Here is a 25,147-nt window from a genome sequence, read left to right on the forward strand (position 1 = left end):
GTTTTTAAGTTGCAAAGAGATCAGTTCCTTGTTATAATAATTTTACATTCGATTTACATTAACAAAACGAATTACATATTTCGGTGCAACACCACATGCGGGTGTAGTTTAGTGGTAAAACCTCAGCCTTCCAAGCTGATGATGTGGGTTCGATTCCCATCACCCGCTCCATACATATGTCACAACGCAGTGCCCTGTAGGAAAGCCTATGGGGCGTTGCGTTTTTATTTGGCTGGATTACTGGTGCTTCACTTGCTATCCGCCGTTTTTTCATAGTACGCTAAAGGAAACAAATGCTTAAATTGAGGGATTAACAATGAACAGACTCATGCAAAAACTGAAAGACCTTGATAACAAGAGCTACAAAGGTTACAAAAGCATCCAGGGACAATACCAATATGACAATTTCTCTTTATTTATAGATTATGTACAGGGAGATCCGTTTGCGACACCATCCAAGATTCGCGTGGTCATCCCTGCTAAACAACGGCAGATTAAAAAAGAATGGCTGGAAACCCGCTCCCGGAAAACAGCAACGGAGGACGCGTTTGCCAGAGTAGTGGGAAGCGCGGTCAGAAAAGGGCAGTTTTCCATTAAAGGCTCCGGAAAAAGCGGGATGATTTTCTTTGATGCGCCTGGTCAGGAAAAACTTGAGCGCAGTGCGGTACAGATCACCGAAAAGGAGATCACGCTGTGCATCTCTGTCGGGCTTCCCGCTAATGGACGTCGCATTAATGGCAGGGAGGCAGAGAAACTTTTTACCCAAGCACTTCCGCAGATTATTCAAGAGTCCGTGTTTACGATCAAGGATGAACAGATTCAAAAGGCGATGGAACTGGCCGATCAGCAGGACGCTATTCGAGAAAAAATGCAGCAAGAGGGCTGGGTCAGCTTTATTGCCAATAATGCCATCCTGCCAAGGGAGAGCGGCATCAGCAACCGGCCGATGCGAAAGGCCGTGGATTTTCAAAGCCCGCCTGAAAACGAAGTAGAAATTCGCATCCCCCATCAGGGAGAACCGATAAAAGGCATGGCACTGAAAAAAGGAATTACATTAATTGTCGGTGGCGGCTATCATGGAAAAAGCACGATGCTTCAGGCAATCGAGCGGGGCGTGTATTCCCATGTTCATGGGGACGGCCGCGAATACGTCCTGACAGACCTTGATGCCGTGAAAATCCGTGCAGAAGACGGCCGGCAGGTTACTGGGGTTAATATTTCTCCATTTATCAATAACTTGCCACATAAGCAGGACACCAGTTTTTTCTCGACGGAAAACGCCAGCGGGAGCACCTCGCAGGCAGCAAATGTCATGGAAGCATTGGAGACTGGAGCGACAACTTTGCTGATCGATGAGGATACGAGCGCGACCAACTTTATGATTCGCGACCACCGCATGCAGCAGCTGGTCAAGCGCAACAAGGAGCCGATCACTCCATTTATTGATAAGATCAAGCAGATGCGTGATCAGCTCGATGTCTCTACCATCCTGGTCATGGGTGGCTCGGGCGATTATTTTGCTGTGACCGATACCGTGATTATGCTTGATGAGTATGTGCCATATGATGTCACAGAACGGGCAAAAGCAATTATGGCGGAATCCCCGCTGGAACGCGATGCACTGGCGACAGAAGAATTCGGCCGGATCAGCAGCCGTTATTTTCAGCAAAATAGTCTGCAGACGCAAAAAGGCAAACGTTCCAAGACTCAGGCTAAGGGACTAACCAAGATTCTCATGGGAAAAACCGATATTTCGTTTGACGATACCGAACAGCTTGTTGATCCATCCCAGACAAGAATGATTGCTGAGATCATTCAGTTTCTCGATAAATCCGGCAATTTGGGAAATAAAACACTAAACGAACTGCTTGACGCGATAGAACAGCAGATGAATACAAGAGGGCTGGCATCTTTTACCAGCTTTAAAGAGCAGCATCCGGGGGACATTGCCCGTCCGAGACGTTATGAAATTGCCGCAGTGCTTAACCGGATGCGCACAACAAAAGTGAAACAAAAATAGGAAGGGGGAGACAGATGCAAACGGAACAGCTGCAGCAGGAAATCAGAGAATACGGCAAAAAAATTGGCATTGATAAAATCGGGTTTGCTGCAGCCGATGTGTTCAGTGAACTGCGGGAACGCCTGCGGAGGCAGCAGGAACGCGGGTACCAGTCCGGTTTTGAAAAAGGGACACTGGAAGAACGCACGGAACCGGAGCGTCTGCTTCCTGAGGCACAGTCGATTATATCGATTGCCATTGCCTACCCATCCCGGATGAAAGATGCCCCGAAAAGTACCAAACAAGAGCGCCGCGGCCTATTTGCCCGTGCTTCCTGGGGGCAGGATTATCATGATGTTTTGCGCGACCGGCTGAATAAACTCGCTGCCTTTATCCAGGAAAAAGTACCGGACGCATCAAACAAAGTTATGGTCGATACCGGTGAACTGTCTGACCGGGCAGTGGCAGAGCGCGCTGGTATTGGCTTCAGCGGGAAAAACACATCGATTATTACACCGGAATTTGGCTCGTTTGTTTATTTGGGGGAGATGATTACCAATATCCCGTTTATTCCTGATGAGCCGGTGGATGACAGCTGCGGGGAGTGCAGGAAATGCATCGATGCATGTCCGACGGGCGCTATTGTCGAAGGTGGCCAATTAAATGCACAGCGCTGTATTGCCTTTTTAACCCAAACGAAGGATTATCTGCCAGATGAATTCCGGACAAAAATCGGCAACCGGGTGTACGGCTGTGATACGTGCCAGATTGTCTGTCCAAAAAATAAAAAGGTTGACTTTCATCTCCACCCCGAATTCGAGCCGGAGCATGATATCGCCAAACCCAAGCTGAAGCCGATGCTGCGTATTTCCAACCGTGAATTCAAGGAGACATTTGGCCATATTTCCGGGTCATGGCGCGGTAAAAAGCCGTTGCAGCGCAATGCTTTAATTGCCCTGGGACATTATAAAGATAGCACGGCGACTGAGGAGGTAATTGCTGTTATGCAAAATGACCCGCGTCCGGTCATTCGCGGAACCGCTGCCTGGTCGCTCGGAAAAATAGGCACAGAAGAAGCCTTTTTCGCTATTCGCTCTGCAATGGAAACAGAACAAGATGAAGGTGTGCTTGGGGAAATGCAAAAAGGACTTGATTTTGAGGATAAACAAGCGGTGCAAAAATGATGTTGAGACTAACTGCTCGCTAATGCTCTACCGCAAAAACTATAAACTGCGATGTATCTTGGCGCTGTGAAAATACAATAATAAAAACTTCCGGCGGAGAGCGAGAAATTCCGGTCGAGAACGAAAACTTCCGTTCGAGAGTGGGGGGCTTCCGTTCGAGAGTGGGAATTTCCGGTCGAGAGCGTTTTCTGCGGCAGAGTGGATGCAGTCGTTTAATTTAACAAAGCACCACAGCCAGCGGAGTGTATTTCCGGAGCGGTAGGGTACCTCACATTCTCCATCAACTGCGAAAATAAAAAACATCAAAACTTACTGAAAAGAGCTTTCCAATAGACGTTATCCAAGCTTCCCCTCCATACACTGTTAATGGAGGGGATTTTTATGGAAAGCTTGCAAGATCATTGGCTTGATTTTTTTCATAGCCGGCAGCATCAGGATGACTGGTGGGCACGTAAAAAGGCATTATGGGCGAAAAGGGATGGAGAAATCAAACACGTGCAGGGGAAGGGGGAAATTTTTCAAAAGGTGGGTCATAATCAAGAGTCGGAATATGATTATTTGCTCCATTTTTCCTTTTTAATCAAGCAGGAGGGGCAGTTTCACCTGGAAGAAATGGTAACGCCTTATCGCCTTCATTTTCGAAATGGAAAACTGGAAGAGCATGAAGAAATTCCACGCACTCAAACGGAAGAAGTGCGGACGTTGTCTCCAGAAGTAAAGCAAGATACCAGAGAGGCTCGCTTTTCCTATGACCGCATGGCTGCTGTCCAATATGCCGAACGCTGGTGGAACAGCTATAATCCGGCGTACCGGAAATTTGATGTGGACTGTACTAATTATGTATCACAGTGCCTCTTTGCTGGCGGAGCGCCAATGCGAGGTGCTCCTGCCAGAGAGACAGGGTGGTGGTACCAAGGGGACAACTGGAGCTTCAGCTGGGCAGTCGCTCATTCGCTTAGATGGTACTTAAGCGGCTCCACCATCGGGCTGCAGGGGCAAGAGGTGCAGCGCGCCGACGAACTCATCCTTGGAGATATTATTTGTTATGACTTTGAAGGGGACGGCCGCTTTGACCATAATACGATTGTCGTGGCGAAGGATGCATATGGCGCGCCGCTCGTCAATGCCCATACCGATAACAGCCGGCACCGCTACTGGTCTTATGAGGACTCGACCGCCTGGACCCCGAATATTCAATATAAATTTTTTCGCATTGGTTAGGGCAGCAGTGGTATACTGGTGGATGAGCAAATTAGCAAGGAGAATGAAAACTTGAGTGTACATGTCGTATTATACCAGCCGGAAATTCCGGCAAATACAGGAAATATTGCAAGAACATGTCTTGGGACAGATACCACGCTTCACCTCATCCATCCACTCGGTTTTTCTACAGATGACCGGATGCTGCGGCGGGCTGGGCTGGATTATTGGAAGGATGTAAAAATCAGGGAATATCATTCGATTGATGAGCTATATGCAACCTATCCGGACGGGGAGTATTTTTATATCGAAAATTTCGGCACAGGGCACTATACCGATTTTGATTTCAGCAGCAGGGAAAAGGATCTGTTTTTTATTTTCGGCAGAGAGACAAATGGCATTCCAACCGAGCTTTTGGAAGGCAAAGAAGAACGCTGTCTGCGGATTCCAATGAATGACAAAATCCGCTCCCTCAACCTTTCCAACACGGCGGCGATCCTCATCTATGAAGTAATGAGGCAGCAAGGATTTCCGGAGTTGACGTAATGCTGGGCCAATTAAAAAAAGGGAGCACCTGATGGCCAGGCGCTTCCTTTTTATTGATTATTTTTCGGTGTGCCCGGTTTTGCCTCATAGCCTGCCGTGAAGCATGATGTGATAAATACAACACAAACGCCCAGAACCAACGCTAGTCCCATTTGGAAATCCTCCTTAAATGAAAAAGAGTCATTATTACTATTCTGTCTCCATTATACAAAATAAACCACGGAAAGAAAACCCTTTACCGTAAAACACTCAGCCGCTTAATAGAATGAAAATTACAATTACCTGTTTTAAACGTTTAACCAAGGGCCATATATTGTTTACCTGCGTAAAATAAGGTATATTAGTTGATGAGGATATATGTCAGTTTTATAATAGAATTGATGAATTTGGAAACCGTTACACAACGGAGAAAGCAACTTCAATGGGGGTATCAGTCGTGGCACAGAATGAAGAATCTACCGGAGGATTCTGGGAGCAATTTCATGGACCAAACCGGGGTTACATCGATGAGCAGTACGATCTTTATAAAGAAGATCCGGAAGCTGTCGATCCATCCATAAAAGAATTATTTGAAACACAGGGAGCCCCATCCTGGACAGACAAAAGTGAACCTAAGGGGCAGACATTATCTGCAGAAACGTCAGCAAATGATGTGAAAAAACTAACCTCAGCAATGAAACTTGTTGAGGCTATTCGACGTTACGGACATTTGGAGGCGGATATATATCCCGTTGGTTCCAAGGAAGAAAGACAATCCGATCTGGTGGATCATGATAATTACGGATTAAGTGAAGAAGATCTTAAGAGCATACCTGCCGCGTGGCTGTGGGAACAAGCCCCTTCAGGCATTGATAACGGACTGGATGTCGTTAAGGAACTGAAAAAATACTATTCAGGGACAATTACCTTTGAATATGACCATGTGAATAATGAGGAAGAGTTAACGTGGCTAAGACAGCTGATTGAAGCAGGCGAAGCGCGCCGTAACCTTTCCGACGAAGAAAAAAAGAACCTGCTTAAGCGTCTCGCTGATGTGGAAGGGTTTGAAGAATTTCTGCAAAAGACATTTGTCGGGCAAAAGCGTTTTTCCATCGAAGGCTTGGAATCAATGGTGCCGATGCTGGATGAAATTTTAAACTACGCTACTGCTGACAAGGTCGAAAACATTATGATGGGAATGGCTCACCGCGGCCGCCTGTCCGTGCTGGCCCATGTACTGGGCAAACCGTTTGATAAAATTTTCTCCGAATTTCACCATTCACCTGATAAGGAATTAGTACCATCTGAGGGATCGATGGGGATTAATTACGGCTGGACCGGAGATGTCAAATACCACTACGGAGCTACCACCGAAATAGAGGCGGAGGAAGCAGCAACACGGATTACGCTTGCCCACAATCCTTCTCACCTGGAATTTGTCAACCCGGTTGTCGAAGGGTTTGTCCGTGCCGCACAGGATGACCGCTACAGCAAAGGCTATCCTAAACGTGACGAAAATAAAGCGTTCGGTGTACTGATTCACGGGGACGCTGCGTTTATCGGCGAAGGTGTAGTGGCAGAAACCCTGAATATGAGCGGGCTGCCGGGCTATACGACTGGAGGCACCGTGCATATTATTGCCAATAACCTGCTCGGTTACACGACGAATCAGCAGGATGGCCGTTCCACCCGTTATGCCAGTGATTTGGCAAAAGGGTTTGAAATCCCGATCGTCCATGTAAATGCAGATGATCCGATCGCCTGCATTTCTGCTATTCGTATGGCTTATGAATACCGCAAAAAATTCCACAAAGATTTTCTGATCGATCTGGTTGGATACCGCCGTTACGGCCATAATGAGATGGATGAACCGCGGACAACCCAGCCAAGACTTTACCAGGAAATTGATGAACACTCGACTGCCGGGCATGTTTTCGCGGAAAGTCTGGCAAGCAAAGGAATTTTGGATAAAGATACCTTTAAAAAAATGAAGGATGATGTAGAAGAAAAACTGCGCGGAATTTATGATGGCATGGATGAAAATGAGGCGGCTCAAGCCGAGGCGGAATCCATGCCGGAAGCATTGTTAAACGGCCTTGATCAGTTTGATACTGCCGTAGAACTTGATGAACTGCAGGCATTGAATAAAGGAATGATGAATCGTCCGGAAGGGTTTCAGACCCATAAAAAGCTGAGTAAAATCCTCAAACGCCGGGAAAATTCACTCGAAGAAGGCAATAAAGCTGATTGGGGAACCGGTGAGGCTTTGGCTTATGCCTCCATTCTAAAGGATGGAATTCCTATCCGTCTCACAGGCCAGGATACGGAAAGGGGTACGTTTGCCCACCGTCATCTCGTTCTCCATGATGCTCAAACGAATGAGATTTACAGTCCGATGCACGGGTTGGATCAAGTTGAGGCGTCATTTGATATCCGCAACAGCCCGCTCTCCGAAGCCGGAGTGCTCGGTTTTGAATATGGCTACAGTGTGCAGGCGCCGAATACATTGGTTATCTGGGAAGCACAATTTGGTGATTTTGCCAATGCGGCACAAGTGATTTTCGACCAGTTTATTTCTTCGGCCAGGGCAAAATGGGGCGAAAAATCGAATATGGTGATGCTGCTGCCGCACGGCTATGAAGGCCAGGGACCAGAGCATTCCAGTGCACGGCTGGAGCGATTCCTGCAAATGGCTGCCGAGAACAACTGGATTGTCGCGAATGTAACATCATCCGCCCAATTTTTCCATCTGCTTCGCCGGCAGGCTGCCATGCGTGATAGAGAAGAAGCACGTCCGCTTGTTTTAATGACACCAAAGAGTCTCTTGCGCAATCAGCGTGTGGCTTCAGGTGCTGAGGAATTTACCAGCGGAAAATTCCAGCCATTGCGCAAACAGCCGAATCATCAGCCGGAAAAAGAATCAGTCAAGCGCTTGCTGATCGGCAGTGGCAAGATAATGGTAGATATTGAGGAAGCCATGAAAGACACACAAGAGAACGATGACTGGCTGGAGATCCTCCGATTGGAACAAATCTATCCATTTCCAACAGATACATTGAAGAAGCAGCTGGAGGATTTGCCGAATCTGGAGGAAATTGTCTGGGTACAGGAAGAACCAAAGAATATGGGCAGCTGGGATTTTGTAGATGATTATTTAAGAGATCTGCTGCAAGATGGCCAGACACTAAGATACATCGGGCGTCCAGATCGCGCTGCACCGGCAGTTGGTGTGCCGAATGTGCATAAATATGAGCAAAACCAGATCGTGCAAATAGCAATAAAACCGACCCAAGGAGGAGATTCCAGTGAAAGAAATTAAAATTCCAGAGTTAGCAGAATCAATCACAGAAGGAACCATTGCCGAGTGGCTGGTTTCCAAAGGGGACAAAGTTGAAAAAGGGGATCCTGTTGTTGAACTGGAAACCGATAAGGTCAATGTGGAGGTAAATTCCGATTTTGCCGGTGTAATTACGGAAATTGTCTCAGAAGAAGGCGATGACGTAGAAGTTGGCGATGTGATTGCCAAATTGGATGAAAACGGAGAAGCCGGCGGAGAAGCGAGCGAAGAAGAATCTGAGGAAACCTCCTCCTCCGATAAAGAAGAAAAAGCAGAAGAGAAAAAAGAAGACAAACAAGAAGAGGATAAGTCTGAAGACAAAGAAGAAGCACAAATCGAAGACACCGATGAAACTCCTGGTAAAAATGAGGTTATTGCCTCTCCAGCTGCCAGAAAACGAGCACGCGAGCTGAATATTGATTTAAGTTCTGTACAAACCCGTGATCCGATGGGCCGTGTTCGTCCGGAAGATGTCGAGGATGCAGCCAAAGGCGGAAGCGAGAAGAAAGAATCAAAATCGAAACCGTCGAAGAAAGAGGAAAGCAAAAACACCGAGAAGACAGAGTTTGATAAACCGGTTGAGCGTACGAAAATGTCGCGCCGCCGTCAGACGATCGCCAAAAACCTTGTCAATGTCCAGCAAGAATCTGCAATGCTGACTACATTTAATGAAATAGATATGAGTGCGATCATGAAACTCCGCAGTGAACGGAAAGATAAATTCCTGGAGAAACATGATGTGAAACTCGGATTTATGTCCTTCTTTACCAAAGCGGTTGTTGGAGCATTGAAAGAATTCCCGCTCTTGAACGCAGAAATCCAGGGGAATGAGATTGTCGAGAAGAAATTCTATGATATTGGGATTGCTGTTTCCACCGATGACGGTTTGGTTGTGCCAGTTGTTCGGGATGCAGACCGTCTTGATTTTGCCGGAGTTGAAAAGGAAATCGGCGAACTGGGCAAAAAGGCCAGAGACAACAAACTGCAGCTGAAGGATTTGCAGGGCGGTTCCTTCTCGATCACTAATGGAGGCATCTTCGGTTCAATGCTGTCCACACCGATCCTGAACGCGCCGCAGGTTGGAATTCTCGGCATGCATAACATCCAGAAAAGAGCGATGGTTATGCCGGATGATTCGATTGAAGTCCGTCCAATGATGTACCTTGCACTGTCCTACGATCATCGGATTGTTGATGGAAAAGAAGCCGTGCAGTTCCTTGTCCGAATCAAAGAAATGCTGGAAGATCCATACGATTTATTGCTCGAAGGCTAAGAAGAATATTATTTTACGGAAACCTCGCTGTATAAGTCACAGCGAGGTTTTTGTTTGTAAAAAACTGCGATTTTCTTAATGAATTAAGTGTTCCCTATTGAAATTTCCTCTAAAAACGAATAATATATTATTTGTTGGTTTTATTATTCGTAAAAGGAGAGAGGAACAAAGTGGAGCGGTTCTTCAAATTAAGTGAAAACAATACAACGGCAAGAACGGAAATGGTGGCAGGGGTAACGACCTTCTTGACGATGGTTTATATTATTGTTGTAAACCCGGCCATTCTGACTTCTGCCGGTGTGCCATTTGATCAGGTGTTTATGGCTACCGTCATTTCTGCTGTTGTCGGCACCCTGTATATGGCTATATTTGCGAATTACCCGATTGCCATTGCACCGGGGATGGGGATGAATGCTTATTTTGCCAGTGTGGTGGCAACAGAAGGGCTTTCCTATCAGGCTGTATTTGGGGCTGTCTTTTTAGCTGGTGTGATTTTTATTTTACTAAGTTTGACAAATTTGCGGGAAACAATGATTTATGCGATTCCTGATTCACTAAAATACGGGATTACTTCAGGGATCGGTCTGTTTATTGCTTTTGTCGGATTAAGGAATGCGGGCATTGTCGTCCCGAATGAAGCGAATATTGTCGGTCTTGGGGATTTGGGGAATCCTGTGGTATTGTTAACGATTGCCGGGCTATTCATGACGCTCGTTTTATTTGTACGGAAGATCAAAGGGGCCTTATTTATCGGAATGGTCGCGACAGGAATCCTCGCATTTATAACTGGCCAGATCTCGTTTTCGGAAGGGCTTATATCCGCACCGCCAAGTCCGGTGTTTTGGGACATCGACATTGCCGGGGTATTTTCGAATGGCCTGTATACAATTGTTTTTGCTTTTCTGCTCGTAACCATATTTGATACGACCGGGACAATGATCGGTGTAGCTGAGCAGGCAGGTTTTATGAAAAATGGCAATCTGCCGCGCGCCAAACAGGCTTTGCTCGCGGATGCCACGGCTTCAACGGTCGGATCGGCTTTTGGCACCACCCCTACAACAGCGTATATTGAATCCACAACCGGAGTGGCAGCCGGCGGGAGAACCGGTTTGACAACAATTGTCGTTGCTGTTTTGTTTGCTTTGTCGATTTTTTTCACCCCGATCATTCAGGTGGTGGCAAATATGCCGGCAATCACTTCTCCTGTACTGATTATTGTGGGCTGTTTTATGATAGAGGGGCTGGCGAAAGTTAACTGGAAGGCATTTGATGAAGCATTTCCGGCATTTGCGGTCGTTCTCACGATGCCATTTACATCCAGCATCGCAACAGGGATTGCAATCGGTTTTATTTCCTATCCATTATTAAAAGTTGCGAATGGAAAAGGAAAAGACGTGCATTGGATTATGTATGTATTCGCTGTGCTTTTCCTCTTACAGATGGTCTTTTTCCCGGTTCATTAGTACTAGTCAATTCAGTCGGGGGAAGTGCGAAACTTGACGAAATAACATGAAGAAAACAGAAAAAACAATCAGTTGCGCGAGGTCTGACGTCTTGATACAATGACCCTTGAGGCATTCGGAATGAAAACATTTACATTTATATGGAGGGGGAAAACCGGTGAGTATTATACTGGGACTTTTGGCCATTGCGGTTGTTATTGGATTAGCGTTTTTGATGTCCAATGACAGAAAAAATATTAATTTCAAAGGTGTCGGCATTATGCTGGTTATGCAGCTGGTTATCACTTGGTTCATGTTCAATACTGGGATTGGACAAGCAATCATAAACTGGATTTCAGCTGTTTTTAATCAATTAATAGCGTTTGGGTCTGAAGGCATCAATTTTGTGCTTGGAGGATTTGTCATTCAGGAAGGTGGCAGCATTTTCTTCTTTAATGTTCTACTGCTAATTATCTTTTTCGCGACGATTCTTCAAGTTCTGACGTATTTAAAAGTTCTTCCGGTGCTGATTAAATGGATCGGTGGAGGGATTTCCAAGATAACTGGTCTGCCGAGAATTGAGTCGTTCAACGGGGTCAACAGTATCTTTTTCGGACAGTCAGAGGCGTTAATCGCCATTCGCTCGCAGTTCCATCTTTTGAATGATAATCGGCTGTTTATTGTTAACGCTTCTGCAATGAGCTCTGTATCTGCATCAATCGTAGGGGCGTACATTCTCATGCTTCCTGCTGAATATATCCTTGTTGCACTTCCTTTAAACATGTTTAGTGCACTGATGGTGGCATCGATTATTGCGCCGGTGAAAGTTCCAAAAGAGGAAGATCAAGTGGATATAAGCAATGTTAACAATGATAAGAGTTTGTTCGAGGCCATGGGAAATGGAGCTCTGGAAGGCGGGAAAATCGCCTTGATCGTTGCTGCGATGCTGATTGCTTTCATTGCTTCACTGGAATTGGTTAACTTTCTGATTCAATCTATCTTTGCAGGTGTCACCCTACAGCAGATTTTAGGTTATATTCTTGCACCGATCGGACTTCTGATGGGGATCGCTCCAAGCGAGGTTATCGATGCAGGTGCGATTATGGGGACAAAAATCATTACGAATGAATTTCTTGCTATGTCACTATTTGAACCGATGGTAGATACCATGTCAGAGAAAACAGTAGGTATTGTGACAGTGTTCCTGACAAGTTTCGCCAACTTCTCTTCCATAGGAATTATTGCAGGAACAGTAAAGGGAATTGACAATGCAAAGGCTGCTATTGTATCTGCCAAAGGTATGAAGCTGCTGGCTTGTTCAATTTTGGCTTCGATCCTTTCTGCAACTGTTGCCGGCTTGTTTTTGTAAATCTAAGAAATACCGTAAAAACCGTCCAGGTGGGCGGTTTTTTTAGTGCCTGTCACTTCCCGAATTTTGTCGAATCGAGTTAGACAAGGTTGTTGCTTCTTAGTAATATTTGCATGACATGTTCTTGGGACCTTAACGGAAGGGGCCTTGGAAGAAAAATTTTAAAAACAGCCTCATTAAGAAGTGTCATAGTCTTCCCCAGTGGAAATTAACAAGCACTCCTATCACATTTTCCATCAACAGTGACGATTATACAGGTTTAACGAAGGCCGCGGGCGGATAGATTGATTACAGGAAGGAGACGTATGTTATGAGTGAAAAATTCAACTTATTTTTAAATGGTTCATGGAAAGAGACAGATGAGAAGCTTGAGGTTTTAAATAAATATACTGGAGAGGTTTTTGCGGAAGTTTCCAAGGCAGGAGAAAATGATGTTGATTACGCGATAGAAAGTGCTGCTGAGGCGTTTGGCTCCCGCGGTTTATCTCCATATGACCGTTTTGAAGTGCTTAAAAAAGTAGCAGATGGCCTGCGTGAGGAAAGAGATGCATTTGCTAAGACAATGGTGCAGGAAGCAGGGAAGCCGATTCAGCAGGCGCTGACTGAAGTGGATCGTGCCGTGCAGACGATGGAACTTTCTGCGGAAGAGGCAAAACGGATTAGCGGACAAGGGGTGCCGGTGGAAGCTGCCCCTGGATCAGAAAACCGCATGGCATTTACCATCCGTGTTCCGGTCGGGGTAGTTGGAGCAATTACACCATTTAACTTTCCTCTAAACCTCGTTGCCCATAAAATCGGTCCGGCAATCGCTGCAGGAAATGCCGTAGTGCTGAAACCTGCAAGTGCTACACCTGTGACAGCATTAAAGTTAGCCGCATTATTTGAAAAAGCCGGGCTGCCGGCAGGTCTGTTAAATGTCATCGTTGGCTCTGGCTCAGTAGTTGGCAAACAAATGCAAGAGGACGGCCGAATCTCGACATATACATTTACCGGAAGTGCAGAAGTCGGACTAAAACTGAAACAGAACACGGGGCTAAATAAACTGATTTTAGAACTCGGCAATAACTCTCCGGTAATTGTCGATAAGGACGCAGATGTGGACAAGGCTGCAACTACTTTGGCGACAGCCGGGTTTGCTTTTGCCGGTCAGACCTGCATCACGCCACAGCGACTGTATGTCCACCACTCTGTTAAAGATGCTTTTGAAAAAAAATTGGTGAAAGAAGTAGAAAAAGTCCAGGTCGGTGACCCTATGGACGAAAATACTGCGGTTGGCCCAATGATCGCAAAAGAAGAAGCGAAGAGGGCGGAAGATTGGGTAAACAAAGCAGCCGAAAACGGGGCGAAAATTCTTACCGGCGGCACGCGTGAAGGAGCCGTCTATCAGCCGACGGTTATAACCGGTGCTACGAAAGATATGTCCGTGGTATGTGAAGAAATTTTCGCTCCTGTTGTCAGCATTATCGCATATGAGGACCTGGATACCTGCATCGCAGAATTAAATGAATCGCCTTATGGCTTGCAGGGAGGAATTTTCACCCAGAACCTGGACACGGCCTTTTTTGCAGCGAGAAATGTTCAGGTTGGCGGTCTAATCGTTAATGATTCCTCGCAATACCGAGTGGACCTCATGCCGTATGGCGGTGTGAAAGACAGCGGCTGGGGCAAAGAAGGACCGAAATATTCGATCGAGGAAATGACCAAAGAACGGCTTGTTGTCTTAAACCTGAATCAGTAATAATAGAAGGCTGTTTTCTGAAAAATGTTGTTTTTACCCAATATCTATAAACTGCGAACTAATCCACCGCTCCGGAAATACCCCTCGCTTTCCGCGGGTGGCTGGTGAGCCTCCTCGCGCTATCTCCGCTTGAGGGGTCTCACCGATGCCATTCCTCCCGCAGGAGTCTCGGGGTATTTCCTCCGCTGAGAATGTGCTTTGCAACTTTCTCACATTTATAATCATAACAGTTATTCACTTTGTTGATGGTTGATTGGAGCGGAGGGTATCCGACTCCTGCGGGAAGAAAAGCCTAGGCGAGACCCCGAAGTGCGCATCTCACAAGGGGGCTCGGCAGCTTCCCGCGGAAAGCGGATGCCCGTAGCGGAAATCAACGAGCACTCTGTCGCATTTTCCATCAACTGCGAAATAAATAAGCAACAAAACTTACGAAAAGAGCCTAATAGAAAAAGCGAGGAAGTGCATGCACACTTCCTCGCTTTTATGTTGCTATTCCACTGCAGGATGGCTCCCGGTTTCCCGGTATTTCTTTTGAACATAGAGAAGCCGCCACAGCAACGCCGCTGCTCCGCAGGATAAGCCGGTAATGATTCCTATCCAGTAGCCGAATGGTCCAAGGGTCGTATAGTTGGCGAGCAGCCAGCCAGTCGGCAAGCCGATGACCCAATAGGAAACCAGGGCAATTACCAAGGTCATATTGACATCTTTATACCCGCGGAGCGCTCCTTGAATTGGTGCCCCGATTCCATCTGCCAGCTGATAGAAAATAGCATAGTAGATAAACTGTTTGATCAGTGAAACTACTTCCGGATTGGCATTGTACATTCTGGCGACCGGTTCATTGAACACATAGAGTACAACACCGGCAAACAGAGCGATGAACAGCCCGCCGCTGATGCCGATATAGCCATATATCCTGGCCTCACGGAACCGATTGCCGCCAATTTCAAAGCCGATCGCAATCGTCAGCGCCATTCCCACACTGAGAGGCACCATATACAGCAAAGAGGCAAAATTTAAGGCGGCCTGGTGTGCCGCGAGGGTGTTTGTCGAGTATTCACTCATTAGAAGTGTCACGACGGAAAAAATACTTGTCTCAAAGAAGATCGCCAGCCCGATGGGTATACCGATTTTTAGCTGTTCAAGCCATAATTTAAACGAGGGCTTTACCCAATTGACCAGAATTCTGAACCCCCGAAACGGATTTGCATTATGAATAATCGCCATGGCAAGCACACAGACAAGCCAATAAGTGATCGCTGTAGCAATTCCCGAACCAATCCCGCCAAAAGCAGGGATTCCGAATTTCCCGAAGATGAAAATATAATTAAAGAACACATTTAAGGGCAGGGAAATCAGAATAATGATCATCGAGGTCCGCGTTTTGCCCAGTGCATCAATAAAACATCGCAGTGTATTGAAAATGAATAATGGGACAATTCCTGCTGCCAGTGATAGAAGATAAAATCCAGCGATATTTCTTACTTCCGGTTCGAGATCCATTGTATTCAGAATCGGAGTAACAATGAGCGCCCCGGCGACAATGACGATCAGTGCAAGTGCAACTGCCAAATAAATTCCCTGCTGCACTTTTTCCGGGACTTCCTCATTTGCCTTTGCCCCGGTCAGCTGGGCGATGATCGGAGTAATCGCCAGGAGAATCCCATTGATTCCGGTAAATACCGGCATCCAGAGATTCGCTCCGATCGCCACACCGGCTAAATCACTTGCTCCTGCTCGGCCGGCCATCATCGTATCAAAAAATGTCATCAGCGACATGCCCAGCTGCGTAATCAGAATTGGAATCAGTATAATCGAGAATAATCGCAGTTTTTCCTTTAGTGTCTTTGTTTCGTACATGAATTTCCGCTTCCTTTTTTAACCCATTTCTTATAAACTAACATAAGGATCATTATACCTTTTTAAGTTGCATTTAGATAGAAGGGAAGTACAATTATGAAAAACAAGCGGATTCTGTTTACCGGCGGTGGGAGCGCCGGCCATGTGATTGTCAACCTGGCATTAATTCCCGTGTATCTGCGTGACGGGTGGGAAGTTGATTATATCGGTTCTCATGACGGCATTGAAAGGCAGTTGATAGGTGAGATGGAAGGCGTCCGCTATCATCCGATTTCTACAGGAAAACTGCGCCGCTACATGTCCAAAGAAAATCTCAAGGATCCGTTTAAAGTACTTAAAGGCACACTCCAGGCCTGGCGGATTATTGGCAAACAAAAGCCTCAAGCTGTTTTTTCCAAGGGAGGGTTCGTCTCCGTTCCTGTGGTTGCGGCTGCCAAACTGCGCAATGTGCCTGCCGTTATCCATGAGTCAGATTACACCCCTGGCCTCGCTAACAAGCTGGCTGTCCCATTTGCCAAAAAAGTGTTGGCTACTTTTGAAGAGACGATGCAGTATCTGCCGGAGAAAAAAGCAGAATACGTAGGTGCTGTGATCCGTGAAGAGTTGTTTCAGGGAGATAAGCAAGCCGGACTTGCCATGGCCGGTTTGACAAATGACAAGCCAGTGCTCCTCGTCATGGGCGGGAGCGGCGGGGCCAGGAAAATCAACGAAACTGTCCGCGCCTCTCTGCCCGAACTGCTTGAATCCTTTCAGGTAATTCATATTTGCGGGAAAGGCAATGTGGATCCGGATGCCCGGCAGCAAGGTTACGCCCAGTTTGAATATGTGAATCAGGAATTGAAAGATATAATGGCAGCATCCGATTATGTGCTGTCCCGAGCCGGTTCCAACGCCATTTTTGAATTTCTGGCACTACGAATCCCGATGCTGCTGATCCCGCTTTCCAGGCAGGCAAGCAGGGGGGATCAGATTATCAATGCGGAGTCCTTTGTGGAAAAAAAATACGCCCGCGTTTTGGAAGAAGAAGCATTGTCAGAGCGTGCGCTGATGGAAGAGCTTTTCCAGCTGAAAAAGGCTGCCCCGGCTATGCGGGATTATATGGAACAATACAAAAGTGAAAAATCCCGCGCCCGTGTGATTGCAATTTTAGAAGAGGTCATGAAATAAAGTGGCCCCTACCCCGGACCAGCCGGAGCAGGGGTCACTTCCCTGTTTTTGAAGCAGATTCGACGCCATTGTCACCGCACACTTCCATAATTAACCAGTTGCACATTCACCTTAAAATCTACCGTCACTTCCGGGAACTTCTCATCCCATTCCTGCTCCGTCAGTTTGCCGCTTTCTTTCTTTATCCGGTAAATATTGCCAAGTCCAAATGGATCGGAACCCGTCTCCTTCAGACTGGCTAAAAGCTGTTCATACTGCTTTGTGATTTTTTTCTCCATTTCTTTTTCCAGCAAACGGGCTGCCTTTTCATCCCGTATTCGCATAGGTTCAGAGGTTTCATAAAGATTAACCTTTAAATTCACTTCAGTTTGAAACTCCAGCCCGCCGACATCGGTCATCTTCGTCCTTGTTCTCCCGTCAGTAATCAGTGTACTGATGTGCAGCTGCTCGTCATCCGTCTGCAGCTGTCCCTCAATGTAATCGGAAAACGGCTCTTTGGAAATGCTCACTTCAAGTGGCTTATCGCGAATGTTTTTTTGAAACAAATTCACTAAAAAAGCATCCTTTAATGAAATCTCACCCGCATATTTCCCGTTATCCATAACAGCCATTCCTATTAGCGCCGCTTTATTGTCTCTTATTCCTAAGAGCGGGAGGATGGGATCCTGTCCGGTATCTTCAAGGGCATGGGTGAAATGGAAAAAAGAAACATCCGGAATGGTGTTTTGCTTTATTTCCTTTTCAATCAGGTCCTGCAGGTATTGACCGATATTAGCCGGTGTATTTTCCTGTCCGGCTGTCAGGACTTCCTTTGCCGTACCTGTGCTTATTGCTGTATACATCATAGAAGATACCCGGGCATCCCGTACCAGAACATTTATATAGGGAGAAATGCCGTTTTCTGCTATTTCCTTTCCATAAACTACAAGACGGATTTGCCCGGGTTTTAAAGTGAAGCTTGTTTTGTTTGCGGCATCCTCCTCTGCTCCTCTGACGGTGTTAGCTGTCCCAGAGAGCGTTGTGGCGATGTTTTGCGCTTCGTCATCAAACCGAAAAGCGATAATTGTTTTTTCGATTTGTCCCTCTTCTGCGGCATCGATGCCATAAGAATTAATAATTGCAACCTTTTCAATAATTTTAGTCGGTACACAGGCTGTCAAAACGAGGAGAGCCATGATAATGATTCCCTTTTTAAGATGAATGACGACCAGCTCCCTTCTGTTTCCCCCTGCGTTTTTTAATCCATACCATTGGCAAAAGCAGCAATGGATAAACAAAGACAAGCCAAAAACCGTATTGCGCAGAAGTATTAATAATCTTTTGGATCAGAAAATGATCGCTGGTAAAGATGCATGCAATCAACAACAGTCCTGCTGTCGCATATAGCGTTATTTTTTGCGGAACACGGTACAATCGTTTCATGCTATAGGTGATTGCCCACATCAGGAGAAACATATTTGGCAAAACGACCATCATCCATTCGGCAACCACAATATAGTCGAATCGCTCAATAAAAGGGAGCGATTGAATTTTAAACAGGTTCAAAACCACCCACTCCCGGTTCTTCAGCTGATCCGTGCTGAAGAAGCCGATAGAAATGACGGTGGTTATAAGCACGATTAAAGCAGTAAAGGTGACTCCGAAATATACCGGCTTCTTTACTTTCTTTTTGTTTTGGATAAAGGGATAGATCAAAAAGAGTATTTCAAATCCCAAAAAAGTATAGGCTGTAACTCTTGCTCCACTCAGCAATTCCGGAAAAGAAGCCTGAAAGACCGGCTGAAAATGAGTGAAATCCAAGAGAACTGCGGGATGGATCAGTAAAAACAACACCCATAGCGCAAGAAAAAAGAAAATAAAACAAGTCCCGACAATCGCTTTCAGCCCGCCCAAAAGACAATATACAATCAAGCTCACCAGCAAAAGACCCATCACAAAATTGCTCAACTCCGGGAAAATAAATATCTTCACGACCTCAATATACGTGATGAAGACGGAGAATAAAGTGACAGCAAAATAGACAATGTAGACGGTGCCCATGATCTTTCCCAGCCATTTCCCGAACAGATCAATTTGAATGCCCAGTATGTCCGCATTATCATAAGATGTTAGAATCCGGAGCATGACAAAAACCACCAGCAGGATCCCTAAAAGGGCGATCAGGATGGAAATCCATGCGTCCTGATAAGCTTCCAGGAAGACCAGACGAGGAAGGCCCATTATCCCGACCCCCAATTGGATGGAGGATATAATGAAAAATAAATAGAACGCCTGAATCTTCAGGTATGGTTTCACTTTTACATTAATATCCACATGTCCACCTACTCATCAATGTCTTTTCTCTTAGATGCTTTCCTTTTGCTGTAACGGATTAAGTCCTTTGGCCTGTAAGAAGCAAAACGTTTATTCTGACGGGAGTTAGGCAGCCGGTACAACGTCTTATTCAAATCTTCCCAGCGAAACGGGTAAACGGGAGATAGGTATGGCCTTCCAAGAGAACTCAGCTTCAGTAAATGGATGATCAGGAAACAGACGCCAAACATCATCCCGATCATTCCCAAGGTACCCGCAAGAATAATCATTGGGAAGCGAATGATTCTTATCGCTGTGCCCATCATGTAATTGGGGGTTGTGAAGGAAGCCAGCGCACTAAGGGCAACGAGGATAATCAGAAAGTTGCTGGTAATCCCCGCCTGCACCGCTGCTGTCCCGATAACAATACCACCAACGATACCAATGGTCTGGCCGATTTTTGTCGGCAGTCTTGCTCCGGCTTCCCTAAGCAATTCAATAATAAATTCCAAAAGCAATGCCTCAAATATCGGCGGAAATGGCACGATGGCTCTCGATTCGCCAATCGTGATCAGTTCCTGGGTGGGAATGATCTCATAATGAAAGGTCGTAGCAGCCACATAGAGAGGGGTCAAGAGCACCGAGATAATGATCGCAATAAACCGCAGATACCTTAAAAAGGTTCCAGCATTCCAGCGCATATACAGGTCTTCCGTCGACTCAAAAAAACTAAAAAAGGTAGACGGGGCAAGGATGGCTGTTGGACTGTTCTCCACCAATACACCGATCCTGCCCCTTGTGACGGTATAAGCAAAACGGTCAGGGAGCTCCGAAGAGTAAAACTGCGGGAAAATCGTCTGGGAAGAATCCTCGATATATTGCATGAGCACAGAACTGTCTTCCAATTGATCAATCTCCAGATCCTTAAGTCTCTGCCGCATTGTATTAACATCCGTTTCATTGGCGATCGACTTCAGATAAATCAGGCGCACCTCACGCGGAGCTCTTTCCCCGATCATGATTTTTTCCAGGACAAGGTCTGTTGAGTGAATATTCCAGCGAACGATGTTCATATTGATTGCGATGGATTCAGTGAAAGCAACTTTTGGCCCCTGAACGAGCGACTCGGTTTCCGCTTGAGTGAGATTACGCTTTTCTTTTTTTGATAAAATAAAGGAAACGGCAGCAGGTTCCCCTTCCACATAAATAAATACTTCTCCGATCAATATATTTTGCAAAATATCCTGCAGCTTTTCTTTCGTCTTTCCTGTGCTTAAAGGGATATCATTCAGAATGTCGGGATTGGCCCAGGTTTTGTCACTGGTTAATAAAGGTTTCAATAAATAGTTATGCACCATCTCAGGCTCTACGAGATACCCAATATAGAACACAGCTATTTTTTTCTTCTGATGCTCATAAATGGTGAAAACCAAATCTGGATTATTTTCAAACCTGCTCTCCATCTGTTTCTTTAACTTGTCTACTTTTATAGGAAAAATATTGTTTGATGATTTCGCTTGATTTTTTCGCATAGTGGGGTCCCCTTCATAAGAACATTGCCGTATGTTAGTATGTGAGAAATTCCGGGTAATATAACAGGAAATGAGAAAAGATCGGGAGAATATAATTTTCCCCTAATCTCTGATTAAGTTGTTGGTTTATTAATTATATAAACTGAGGGAGTATCTAAGGTGAAATAGTCTTAAGCCAATCTGATTTTGCAGGGTATCGGGATTATCTATAGGTTTATGCGTTTTCCTTCTTGTTCAATGGACTGAATGGTCAGTGATTCCATATTTTTTTCCAGTTTTGCTCCTATAACATTGGAGAAATTGCAACATTATATGGTTTAGAATCTCTGTGCTTATGAGTGAAATATGGTACTGATATAGCAAATGGTTATTCCAGAATCGGGCCTTCTGGAATAAGTGCATGGATGAAATCGTTGGAGATACAAGAAAAAATGTACGCCCAAAATAGCGTACCTTAAAATTTTTCATGTTATTAGCTATCCTTTTTTTTTGCTAACTCATCGCGATCTGCTGCTTTTGGCGGTTCTTCCAGCCAGCCTTTTTTGATTAAAAGGTCTGCGCCGTCTACTGCAAATTTTGCAATTTCTGCGATTAGTCTGCTGTAATCAACGCCTATATCTTTACGGGGATTTCCCGCCAAACTTACTCCATAGTAACCTAAACTGACCCCGATCAGTACTGTCGTCTTAAAGACCATAAGTTTGTCTGTCAGCGTGAATGCGGTTGAATCCGTCACTTCTGAGCTTATCGTTTTAGGGACGGGCAAGTCATTTTCCTCCAGAACTGAACTAAACACCTCAATGTGCTTCTCGGCAATCTCTTTTCCTCGCAACAAATAACGAGTGACTTCCTTTGATTGTGCAGTCTGGGCATAACCAATTAATGCAGCGAGTCCCATATTGTTTCGCTCAATATTCGAATGTAAATTAGCGATTTCGGGCGATGTTATTGGCCTGATATCACCAAACCAACCAGCAAGAAATTGTTGTGAGTGCACAAAGTCGATGCCCTCAGGCGTCGGCAAAGAGGGTGGTTTGTTGTATAACCCTTTATTTAACATAAGCGTATTTGTCTGCTTGATCACTTCTTTGGACTCGGACAAGCATTCGCTGAAATAATCAAAAACATCTTCTCTTGTTGCAGTCTGAACGCTTGTACTGTAAGCATTCAATCCCAATTTCCCAAACTGGTTTAACCAGGCCAGCATGAAAGAATCAGAATATAAACGAGGGGCGTCCACATTTACATCTTCTTGCAACGTAAATCCTTTAGGAATTGGATATTGCTCCCCTTTAAAGATTGTTGTTATTTTCTCGATATGTGCTTTGGATAGCTGTAATGACCAGGATAAGAGCTCTCGTATCTCTGGATCTTCAATATGGTTCAGAAAGTAAGTAACTTCACAGATGCTGAGCGTATCATTGAGATAAGCAGTCCAAAGCTGGGCTAATTCGGATGCCGTTAGTTTGTCAGCTGAATCCAACTTCATAGATGTCATTGTTACCCCTCCATAAAATTTGCTTTTATATATATTGCGTAACTGTAAATGGATATATACGCAGAAAAGAAAAAGGTGGATGGAAATGGCTGTATAGGATTATGAAGGGGAGCTTACATATTCCCGTGACTTGTTCAAACAATAAAAGAAAGTGTAATCGAGGACTGACTTTAACAACCGTCATCGTTCCTTGATGATAATCGTTAAAAAAAGAGCTGAAACGGGTTTTTCAGGTCTTCGTGATGATTAAGGAGAAAGTGACATATATGAATAAAAACAAAGCAGAAGCCCTCATGTGGGGTATCGCTCTTCCCGGAGTCGCCCAACTTTTGAATAAAAAATATTTGAAAGGAACTGTATTGATTTTTCTGGAATTAATGATTAACGTTATGTCTAACCTAAATATGGCCATCGTGTACAGTTTTCAAGGTGATATTCCGAAATCCATTAGCGCGACCGATTACCAGTGGCTGATGTTTTATCCGTGTGTTTATCTGTTTGCAATCTGGGATGCGTACAGGGATGCAGGTGGAGCACAAAGCCGTTTTTCATTTTTGCCCTTTGTGTTTGCGGCTTATGTCAGCACGATTGGAGTGATTTATTCTTCAACTTTTAATGTGGCTGGCGTGTATATCGGCCCTGTTTTTTTACCGATTTTATTTATCTTTATCGGATTATTGCTTGGAAGATTGATTGAAATGATGGTAAAAGCTAGAGGCGAGTAAATTTAGTTATTAATTGTTTTCATATAGGTTGGAAAGTGGATTTCTTGATAGTGGTGCTTCCGCAAACGGACGGTTGTGGCATAAGGATTTGATTTTTAAACGACTTTATTTTTACACTGTCCACATTTGTGGACGGTGTAATGCGTTTTTTCAGTTAAATTAAACAATTTTATTATCATTACACATTCATTTGCCAAAGAAAAACAGCCTCCAGAGAGGAGACTGTTTTTTTCTATTATTCATCTTTTGTAACGACATCCAGTTTGCCTGTATGCGGATCGATTACCATGCCGTGCACTTTCACGTACTCTGGAAGAAGGGGATGGCTGCGAATAATTGAGACACTTTGCTCAACGGAGTCTTCCACTCGGGAAAAGCCGCTGAATTCCTGTTCAAGATCAATCCCCCCGCTGTTTAAGGTCTTCAATGTATCTTGAGGGATCCCTTGGTCTTTCATCTTGTCAGCAAATGCTTCCGTCTCCATCTTGGACATGCCGCAATCATGATGGCCGATCACTGCCACTTCTTCCGCTTTTAATTCGTAGATGGCCACAAGAATGCTTTTCATCACACTGTCAAACGGATCTCTCAGGATGGCGCCGGCATTTTTCACCATTTTCACATCACCGTTTTGGATGTTTAAGGCTTTGGGCAACAGTTCGACAAGCCTGGAATCCATACAGGTGAATAAAACCATACGTTTATTCGGAATGCTGTCCGTCACGTAGTCCCGATAATTTTCTCCTTCGACAAATTGTTTGTTGTAAGCGAGCATCTCTTCCAGCTGCATATGTATCATCTCCCTGTAGCAATTATATTATCTATCATAACATGTTTTGCTCAATTATATTTCTTCAGTTTTCCTGTTCATACAGCAAAAATTCCTATAACTTTTATTTTAGTAAGTCTAACGACTCATTTTTCCAAAAATTCATTGTTTGTTTGTCTGATTCTGTTATATAATGAGTTTAGAAAAAAATATGTTGTATGAGGTGAGGAGATGGGAAAGGTTGTACGAAATTGTCGATTGTGCAAGGAAACCATGCCGAGCAGTCCGTTTATGCTTTGTTCGACTTGCCTGACGGAAATGGGGAAGGTGCAGAATTATCTTCGCACCCGCCCAAGAGCATCCGTCCAAGAAGTTTCCCTTTCTGCCAATGTACCTCAGGAAAAGATTGAAAAGATGATAAAGCTGTTCATGCGATATCGTACCACTTTTGATGGAAAACCGAATGCAAAAGTTTGACGAAGCTTTTTGGATTTTAATCAGCGTAGTTGAGAGAAACAGTGACATAACCCGGCGCTGCAGAAATACCCTTCGCACCTGCTGAGCGGCTGGTAAGAATCATCGTGCTGCCCCATCTTTAGGGGTCTCGCCTATGCCTATCCTCCCGCAGGAGTCTCAGGGTATTTTCTCCGCTGGTGTTGTGCTTTGTTAAATTTAACAACGGCTATCCACTCTGGAACTGGTTGATTGGAGTGAAGGGCAGCCAACTCCTGCGGGAACAAATCTTTTCGATGGGGCGAGTAACCGCAGTCCCAGCACGAGTCTACACCTAAGCAGGAAGCGGTTTTCTTCCGAGGAGGCTGAAGCCGTGCCCTAAGGTGTGCGGCTGCCCGCAACGGAAATCAACGAGCGCTCATGTGCAGCTTTGCGAAAAAAACACCAAATGATTCTCAATGGCGGTACTATCCAATTTTCCAACCTCATTAATTTTCTCAAAAAAATAACAAAAAACTATTGACTGAAAAGTTTCCTAATACTATAATTGTTAAGGTATCAAAAAACGGAGGAGGTCATTACGATGAAAAAATGTATTCAAGCATCAGCAGCTAACTTTATATGTGTGGCCTTTCTGCCGGATAAGAAGAAGTAATATTTTCTATTGTTCGTTCAAGGGTCGCAGCCGTCTGTGGCCTTTTTGTGTGATAAAGGGAATAGTGTCTCTGTACATCTTTTTGCATACGTCGCCGCAGACGTGTGCTTTTTTATTGCTCAAAAAAAC

18 protein-coding genes and 1 tRNA gene are annotated in these 25,147 nt (G+C 45.0%); 13 read left to right on the forward strand and 6 right to left on the reverse strand.

Going from position 1 to position 25,147, the window contains the following annotated elements; genetic code table 11:
• The first annotated feature begins 97 nt into the window (after positions 1 to 97).
• The 10 genes from CEG13_RS07960 to CEG13_RS08005 all read left to right on the forward strand — a co-directional run bounded on the left by CEG13_RS07960 (position 98) and on the right by CEG13_RS08005 (position 14,067).
• Positions 98 to 171: transfer RNA gene (locus tag CEG13_RS07960), tRNA-Gly, on the forward strand.
• A 145-nt stretch (positions 172 to 316) separates the two neighbouring features.
• Positions 317 to 2,020, forward strand: coding sequence for an ABC-ATPase domain-containing protein (locus CEG13_RS07965; RefSeq protein ID WP_100011344.1), 1,704 nt, complete (start codon positions 317 to 319; stop codon positions 2,018 to 2,020).
• Positions 2,021 to 2,034: 14 nt separating this feature from the next.
• Positions 2,035 to 3,183, forward strand: a complete 1,149-nt coding sequence (queG, locus tag CEG13_RS07970) for a tRNA epoxyqueuosine(34) reductase QueG (RefSeq protein ID WP_100011345.1) — start codon at positions 2,035 to 2,037, stop codon at positions 3,181 to 3,183.
• 381 nt (positions 3,184 to 3,564) lie between these two features.
• Positions 3,565 to 4,404, forward strand: coding sequence for an amidase domain-containing protein (locus CEG13_RS07975; protein ID WP_100011346.1), 840 nt, complete (start codon positions 3,565 to 3,567; stop codon positions 4,402 to 4,404).
• Positions 4,405 to 4,455: 51 nt separating this feature from the next.
• Entirely contained in the window at positions 4,456 to 4,929 is a 474-nt protein-coding gene (locus CEG13_RS07980) for a tRNA (cytidine(34)-2'-O)-methyltransferase (RefSeq protein ID WP_100011347.1), read from the forward strand.
• Between the two features lie 436 nt (positions 4,930 to 5,365).
• Positions 5,366 to 8,227: a 2-oxoglutarate dehydrogenase E1 component gene (locus CEG13_RS07985; protein WP_100011348.1), complete on the forward strand. Its 2,862-nt coding sequence runs from the start codon at positions 5,366 to 5,368 to the stop codon at positions 8,225 to 8,227.
• A complete protein-coding gene (odhB, locus tag CEG13_RS07990) occupies positions 8,214 to 9,518 on the forward strand; it encodes a 2-oxoglutarate dehydrogenase complex dihydrolipoyllysine-residue succinyltransferase (RefSeq protein WP_100011349.1) in 1,305 nt (434 codons plus the stop codon). Before CEG13_RS07985 ends, odhB begins: the two co-directional genes overlap by 14 nt.
• 170 nt (positions 9,519 to 9,688) lie before the next feature.
• Positions 9,689 to 10,981, forward strand: coding sequence for an NCS2 family permease (locus tag CEG13_RS07995; RefSeq protein WP_275661799.1), 1,293 nt, complete (start codon positions 9,689 to 9,691; stop codon positions 10,979 to 10,981).
• Positions 10,982 to 11,138: 157 nt separating this feature from the next.
• On the forward strand, positions 11,139 to 12,329 hold the full coding sequence (locus CEG13_RS08000; protein WP_100011350.1) for a NupC/NupG family nucleoside CNT transporter: 1,191 nt from the start codon (positions 11,139 to 11,141) through the stop codon (positions 12,327 to 12,329).
• Between the two features lie 310 nt (positions 12,330 to 12,639).
• Positions 12,640 to 14,067 (forward strand): aldehyde dehydrogenase family protein, encoded by a 1,428-nt coding sequence (locus CEG13_RS08005; protein ID WP_100011351.1) that lies wholly within the window; start codon positions 12,640 to 12,642, stop codon positions 14,065 to 14,067.
• A gap of 489 nt (positions 14,068 to 14,556) precedes the next feature.
• Here the strand turns inward: CEG13_RS08005 and CEG13_RS08015 are convergent, their stop codons facing one another.
• A complete protein-coding gene (locus CEG13_RS08015) occupies positions 14,557 to 15,927 on the reverse strand; it encodes an MATE family efflux transporter (protein ID WP_100011353.1) in 1,371 nt (456 codons plus the stop codon).
• A 96-nt stretch (positions 15,928 to 16,023) separates the two neighbouring features.
• Here CEG13_RS08015 and CEG13_RS08020 point away from each other — a divergent pair, with 96 nt between their 5' ends.
• Entirely contained in the window at positions 16,024 to 17,094 is a 1,071-nt protein-coding gene (locus CEG13_RS08020; RefSeq protein ID WP_100011354.1) for an undecaprenyldiphospho-muramoylpentapeptide beta-N-acetylglucosaminyltransferase, read from the forward strand.
• 71 nt (positions 17,095 to 17,165) lie between these two features.
• On the opposite strand, the gene CEG13_RS08025 is transcribed toward CEG13_RS08020, so the two are convergent.
• The 4 genes from CEG13_RS08025 to CEG13_RS08040 all read right to left on the reverse strand — a co-directional run bounded on the left by CEG13_RS08025 (position 17,166) and on the right by CEG13_RS08040 (position 22,416).
• Positions 17,166 to 18,269 carry a Ger(x)C family spore germination protein gene (locus CEG13_RS08025; RefSeq protein WP_100011355.1) on the reverse strand — a complete coding sequence of 368 codons (1,104 nt, stop codon included), beginning with the start codon at positions 18,267 to 18,269 and terminating at the stop codon, positions 17,166 to 17,168.
• Between the two features lie 16 nt (positions 18,270 to 18,285).
• Positions 18,286 to 19,407 carry a GerAB/ArcD/ProY family transporter gene (locus CEG13_RS08030; protein WP_100011356.1) on the reverse strand — a complete coding sequence of 374 codons (1,122 nt, stop codon included), beginning with the start codon at positions 19,405 to 19,407 and terminating at the stop codon, positions 18,286 to 18,288.
• An 8-nt stretch (positions 19,408 to 19,415) separates the two neighbouring features.
• Positions 19,416 to 20,918: a spore germination protein gene (locus CEG13_RS08035; protein ID WP_100011357.1), complete on the reverse strand. Its 1,503-nt coding sequence runs from the start codon at positions 20,916 to 20,918 to the stop codon at positions 19,416 to 19,418.
• A gap of 472 nt (positions 20,919 to 21,390) precedes the next feature.
• Positions 21,391 to 22,416, reverse strand: coding sequence for a DUF3231 family protein (locus CEG13_RS08040; RefSeq protein ID WP_239984596.1), 1,026 nt, complete (start codon positions 22,414 to 22,416; stop codon positions 21,391 to 21,393).
• 266 nt (positions 22,417 to 22,682) lie between these two features.
• Here CEG13_RS08040 and CEG13_RS08045 point away from each other — a divergent pair, with 266 nt between their 5' ends.
• Positions 22,683 to 23,141: a hypothetical protein gene (locus CEG13_RS08045; protein WP_100011358.1), complete on the forward strand. Its 459-nt coding sequence runs from the start codon at positions 22,683 to 22,685 to the stop codon at positions 23,139 to 23,141.
• A 235-nt stretch (positions 23,142 to 23,376) separates the two neighbouring features.
• Here CEG13_RS08045 and CEG13_RS08050 read toward each other — a convergent pair whose 3' ends face one another.
• Positions 23,377 to 23,931 carry a beta-class carbonic anhydrase gene (locus tag CEG13_RS08050; RefSeq protein ID WP_100011359.1) on the reverse strand — a complete coding sequence of 185 codons (555 nt, stop codon included), beginning with the start codon at positions 23,929 to 23,931 and terminating at the stop codon, positions 23,377 to 23,379.
• 210 nt (positions 23,932 to 24,141) lie between these two features.
• Here CEG13_RS08050 and CEG13_RS08055 point away from each other — a divergent pair, with 210 nt between their 5' ends.
• On the forward strand, positions 24,142 to 24,387 hold the full coding sequence (locus CEG13_RS08055; RefSeq protein WP_100011360.1) for a hypothetical protein: 246 nt from the start codon (positions 24,142 to 24,144) through the stop codon (positions 24,385 to 24,387).
• Positions 24,388 to 25,147 lie beyond the last annotated feature (760 nt).

The organism is Lentibacillus sediminis (assembly GCF_002763455.1).
GTDB lineage: Bacteria > Bacillota > Bacilli > Bacillales > Amphibacillaceae > Lentibacillus_D > Lentibacillus_D sediminis_A.

Excerpts from the sequence above, each read along its gene's own strand:
- CEG13_RS08005 (WP_100011351.1), top strand. The coding sequence starts at position 12,640 with ATGAGTGAAAAATTCAACTTATTTTTAAATGGTTCATGGAAAGAGACA.
- CEG13_RS08035 (WP_100011357.1), bottom strand. The coding sequence starts at position 20,918 with ATGCGAAAAAATCAAGCGAAATCATCAAACAATATTTTTCCTATAAAA.
- CEG13_RS08015 (WP_100011353.1), bottom strand. The coding sequence starts at position 15,927 with ATGTACGAAACAAAGACACTAAAGGAAAAACTGCGATTATTCTCGATT.
- CEG13_RS08040 (WP_239984596.1), bottom strand. The coding sequence starts at position 22,416 with ATGACATCTATGAAGTTGGATTCAGCTGACAAACTAACGGCATCCGAA.
- CEG13_RS08045 (WP_100011358.1), top strand. The coding sequence starts at position 22,683 with ATGAATAAAAACAAAGCAGAAGCCCTCATGTGGGGTATCGCTCTTCCC.
- CEG13_RS07975 (WP_100011346.1), top strand. The coding sequence starts at position 3,565 with ATGGAAAGCTTGCAAGATCATTGGCTTGATTTTTTTCATAGCCGGCAG.
- CEG13_RS08025 (WP_100011355.1), bottom strand. The coding sequence starts at position 18,269 with ATGGCTCTCCTCGTTTTGACAGCCTGTGTACCGACTAAAATTATTGAA.
- CEG13_RS08055 (WP_100011360.1), top strand. The coding sequence starts at position 24,142 with ATGGGAAAGGTTGTACGAAATTGTCGATTGTGCAAGGAAACCATGCCG.
- queG (WP_100011345.1), top strand. The coding sequence starts at position 2,035 with ATGCAAACGGAACAGCTGCAGCAGGAAATCAGAGAATACGGCAAAAAA.
- CEG13_RS08050 (WP_100011359.1), bottom strand. The coding sequence starts at position 23,931 with ATGCAGCTGGAAGAGATGCTCGCTTACAACAAACAATTTGTCGAAGGA.
- CEG13_RS08020 (WP_100011354.1), top strand. The coding sequence starts at position 16,024 with ATGAAAAACAAGCGGATTCTGTTTACCGGCGGTGGGAGCGCCGGCCAT.
- CEG13_RS07965 (WP_100011344.1), top strand. The coding sequence starts at position 317 with ATGAACAGACTCATGCAAAAACTGAAAGACCTTGATAACAAGAGCTAC.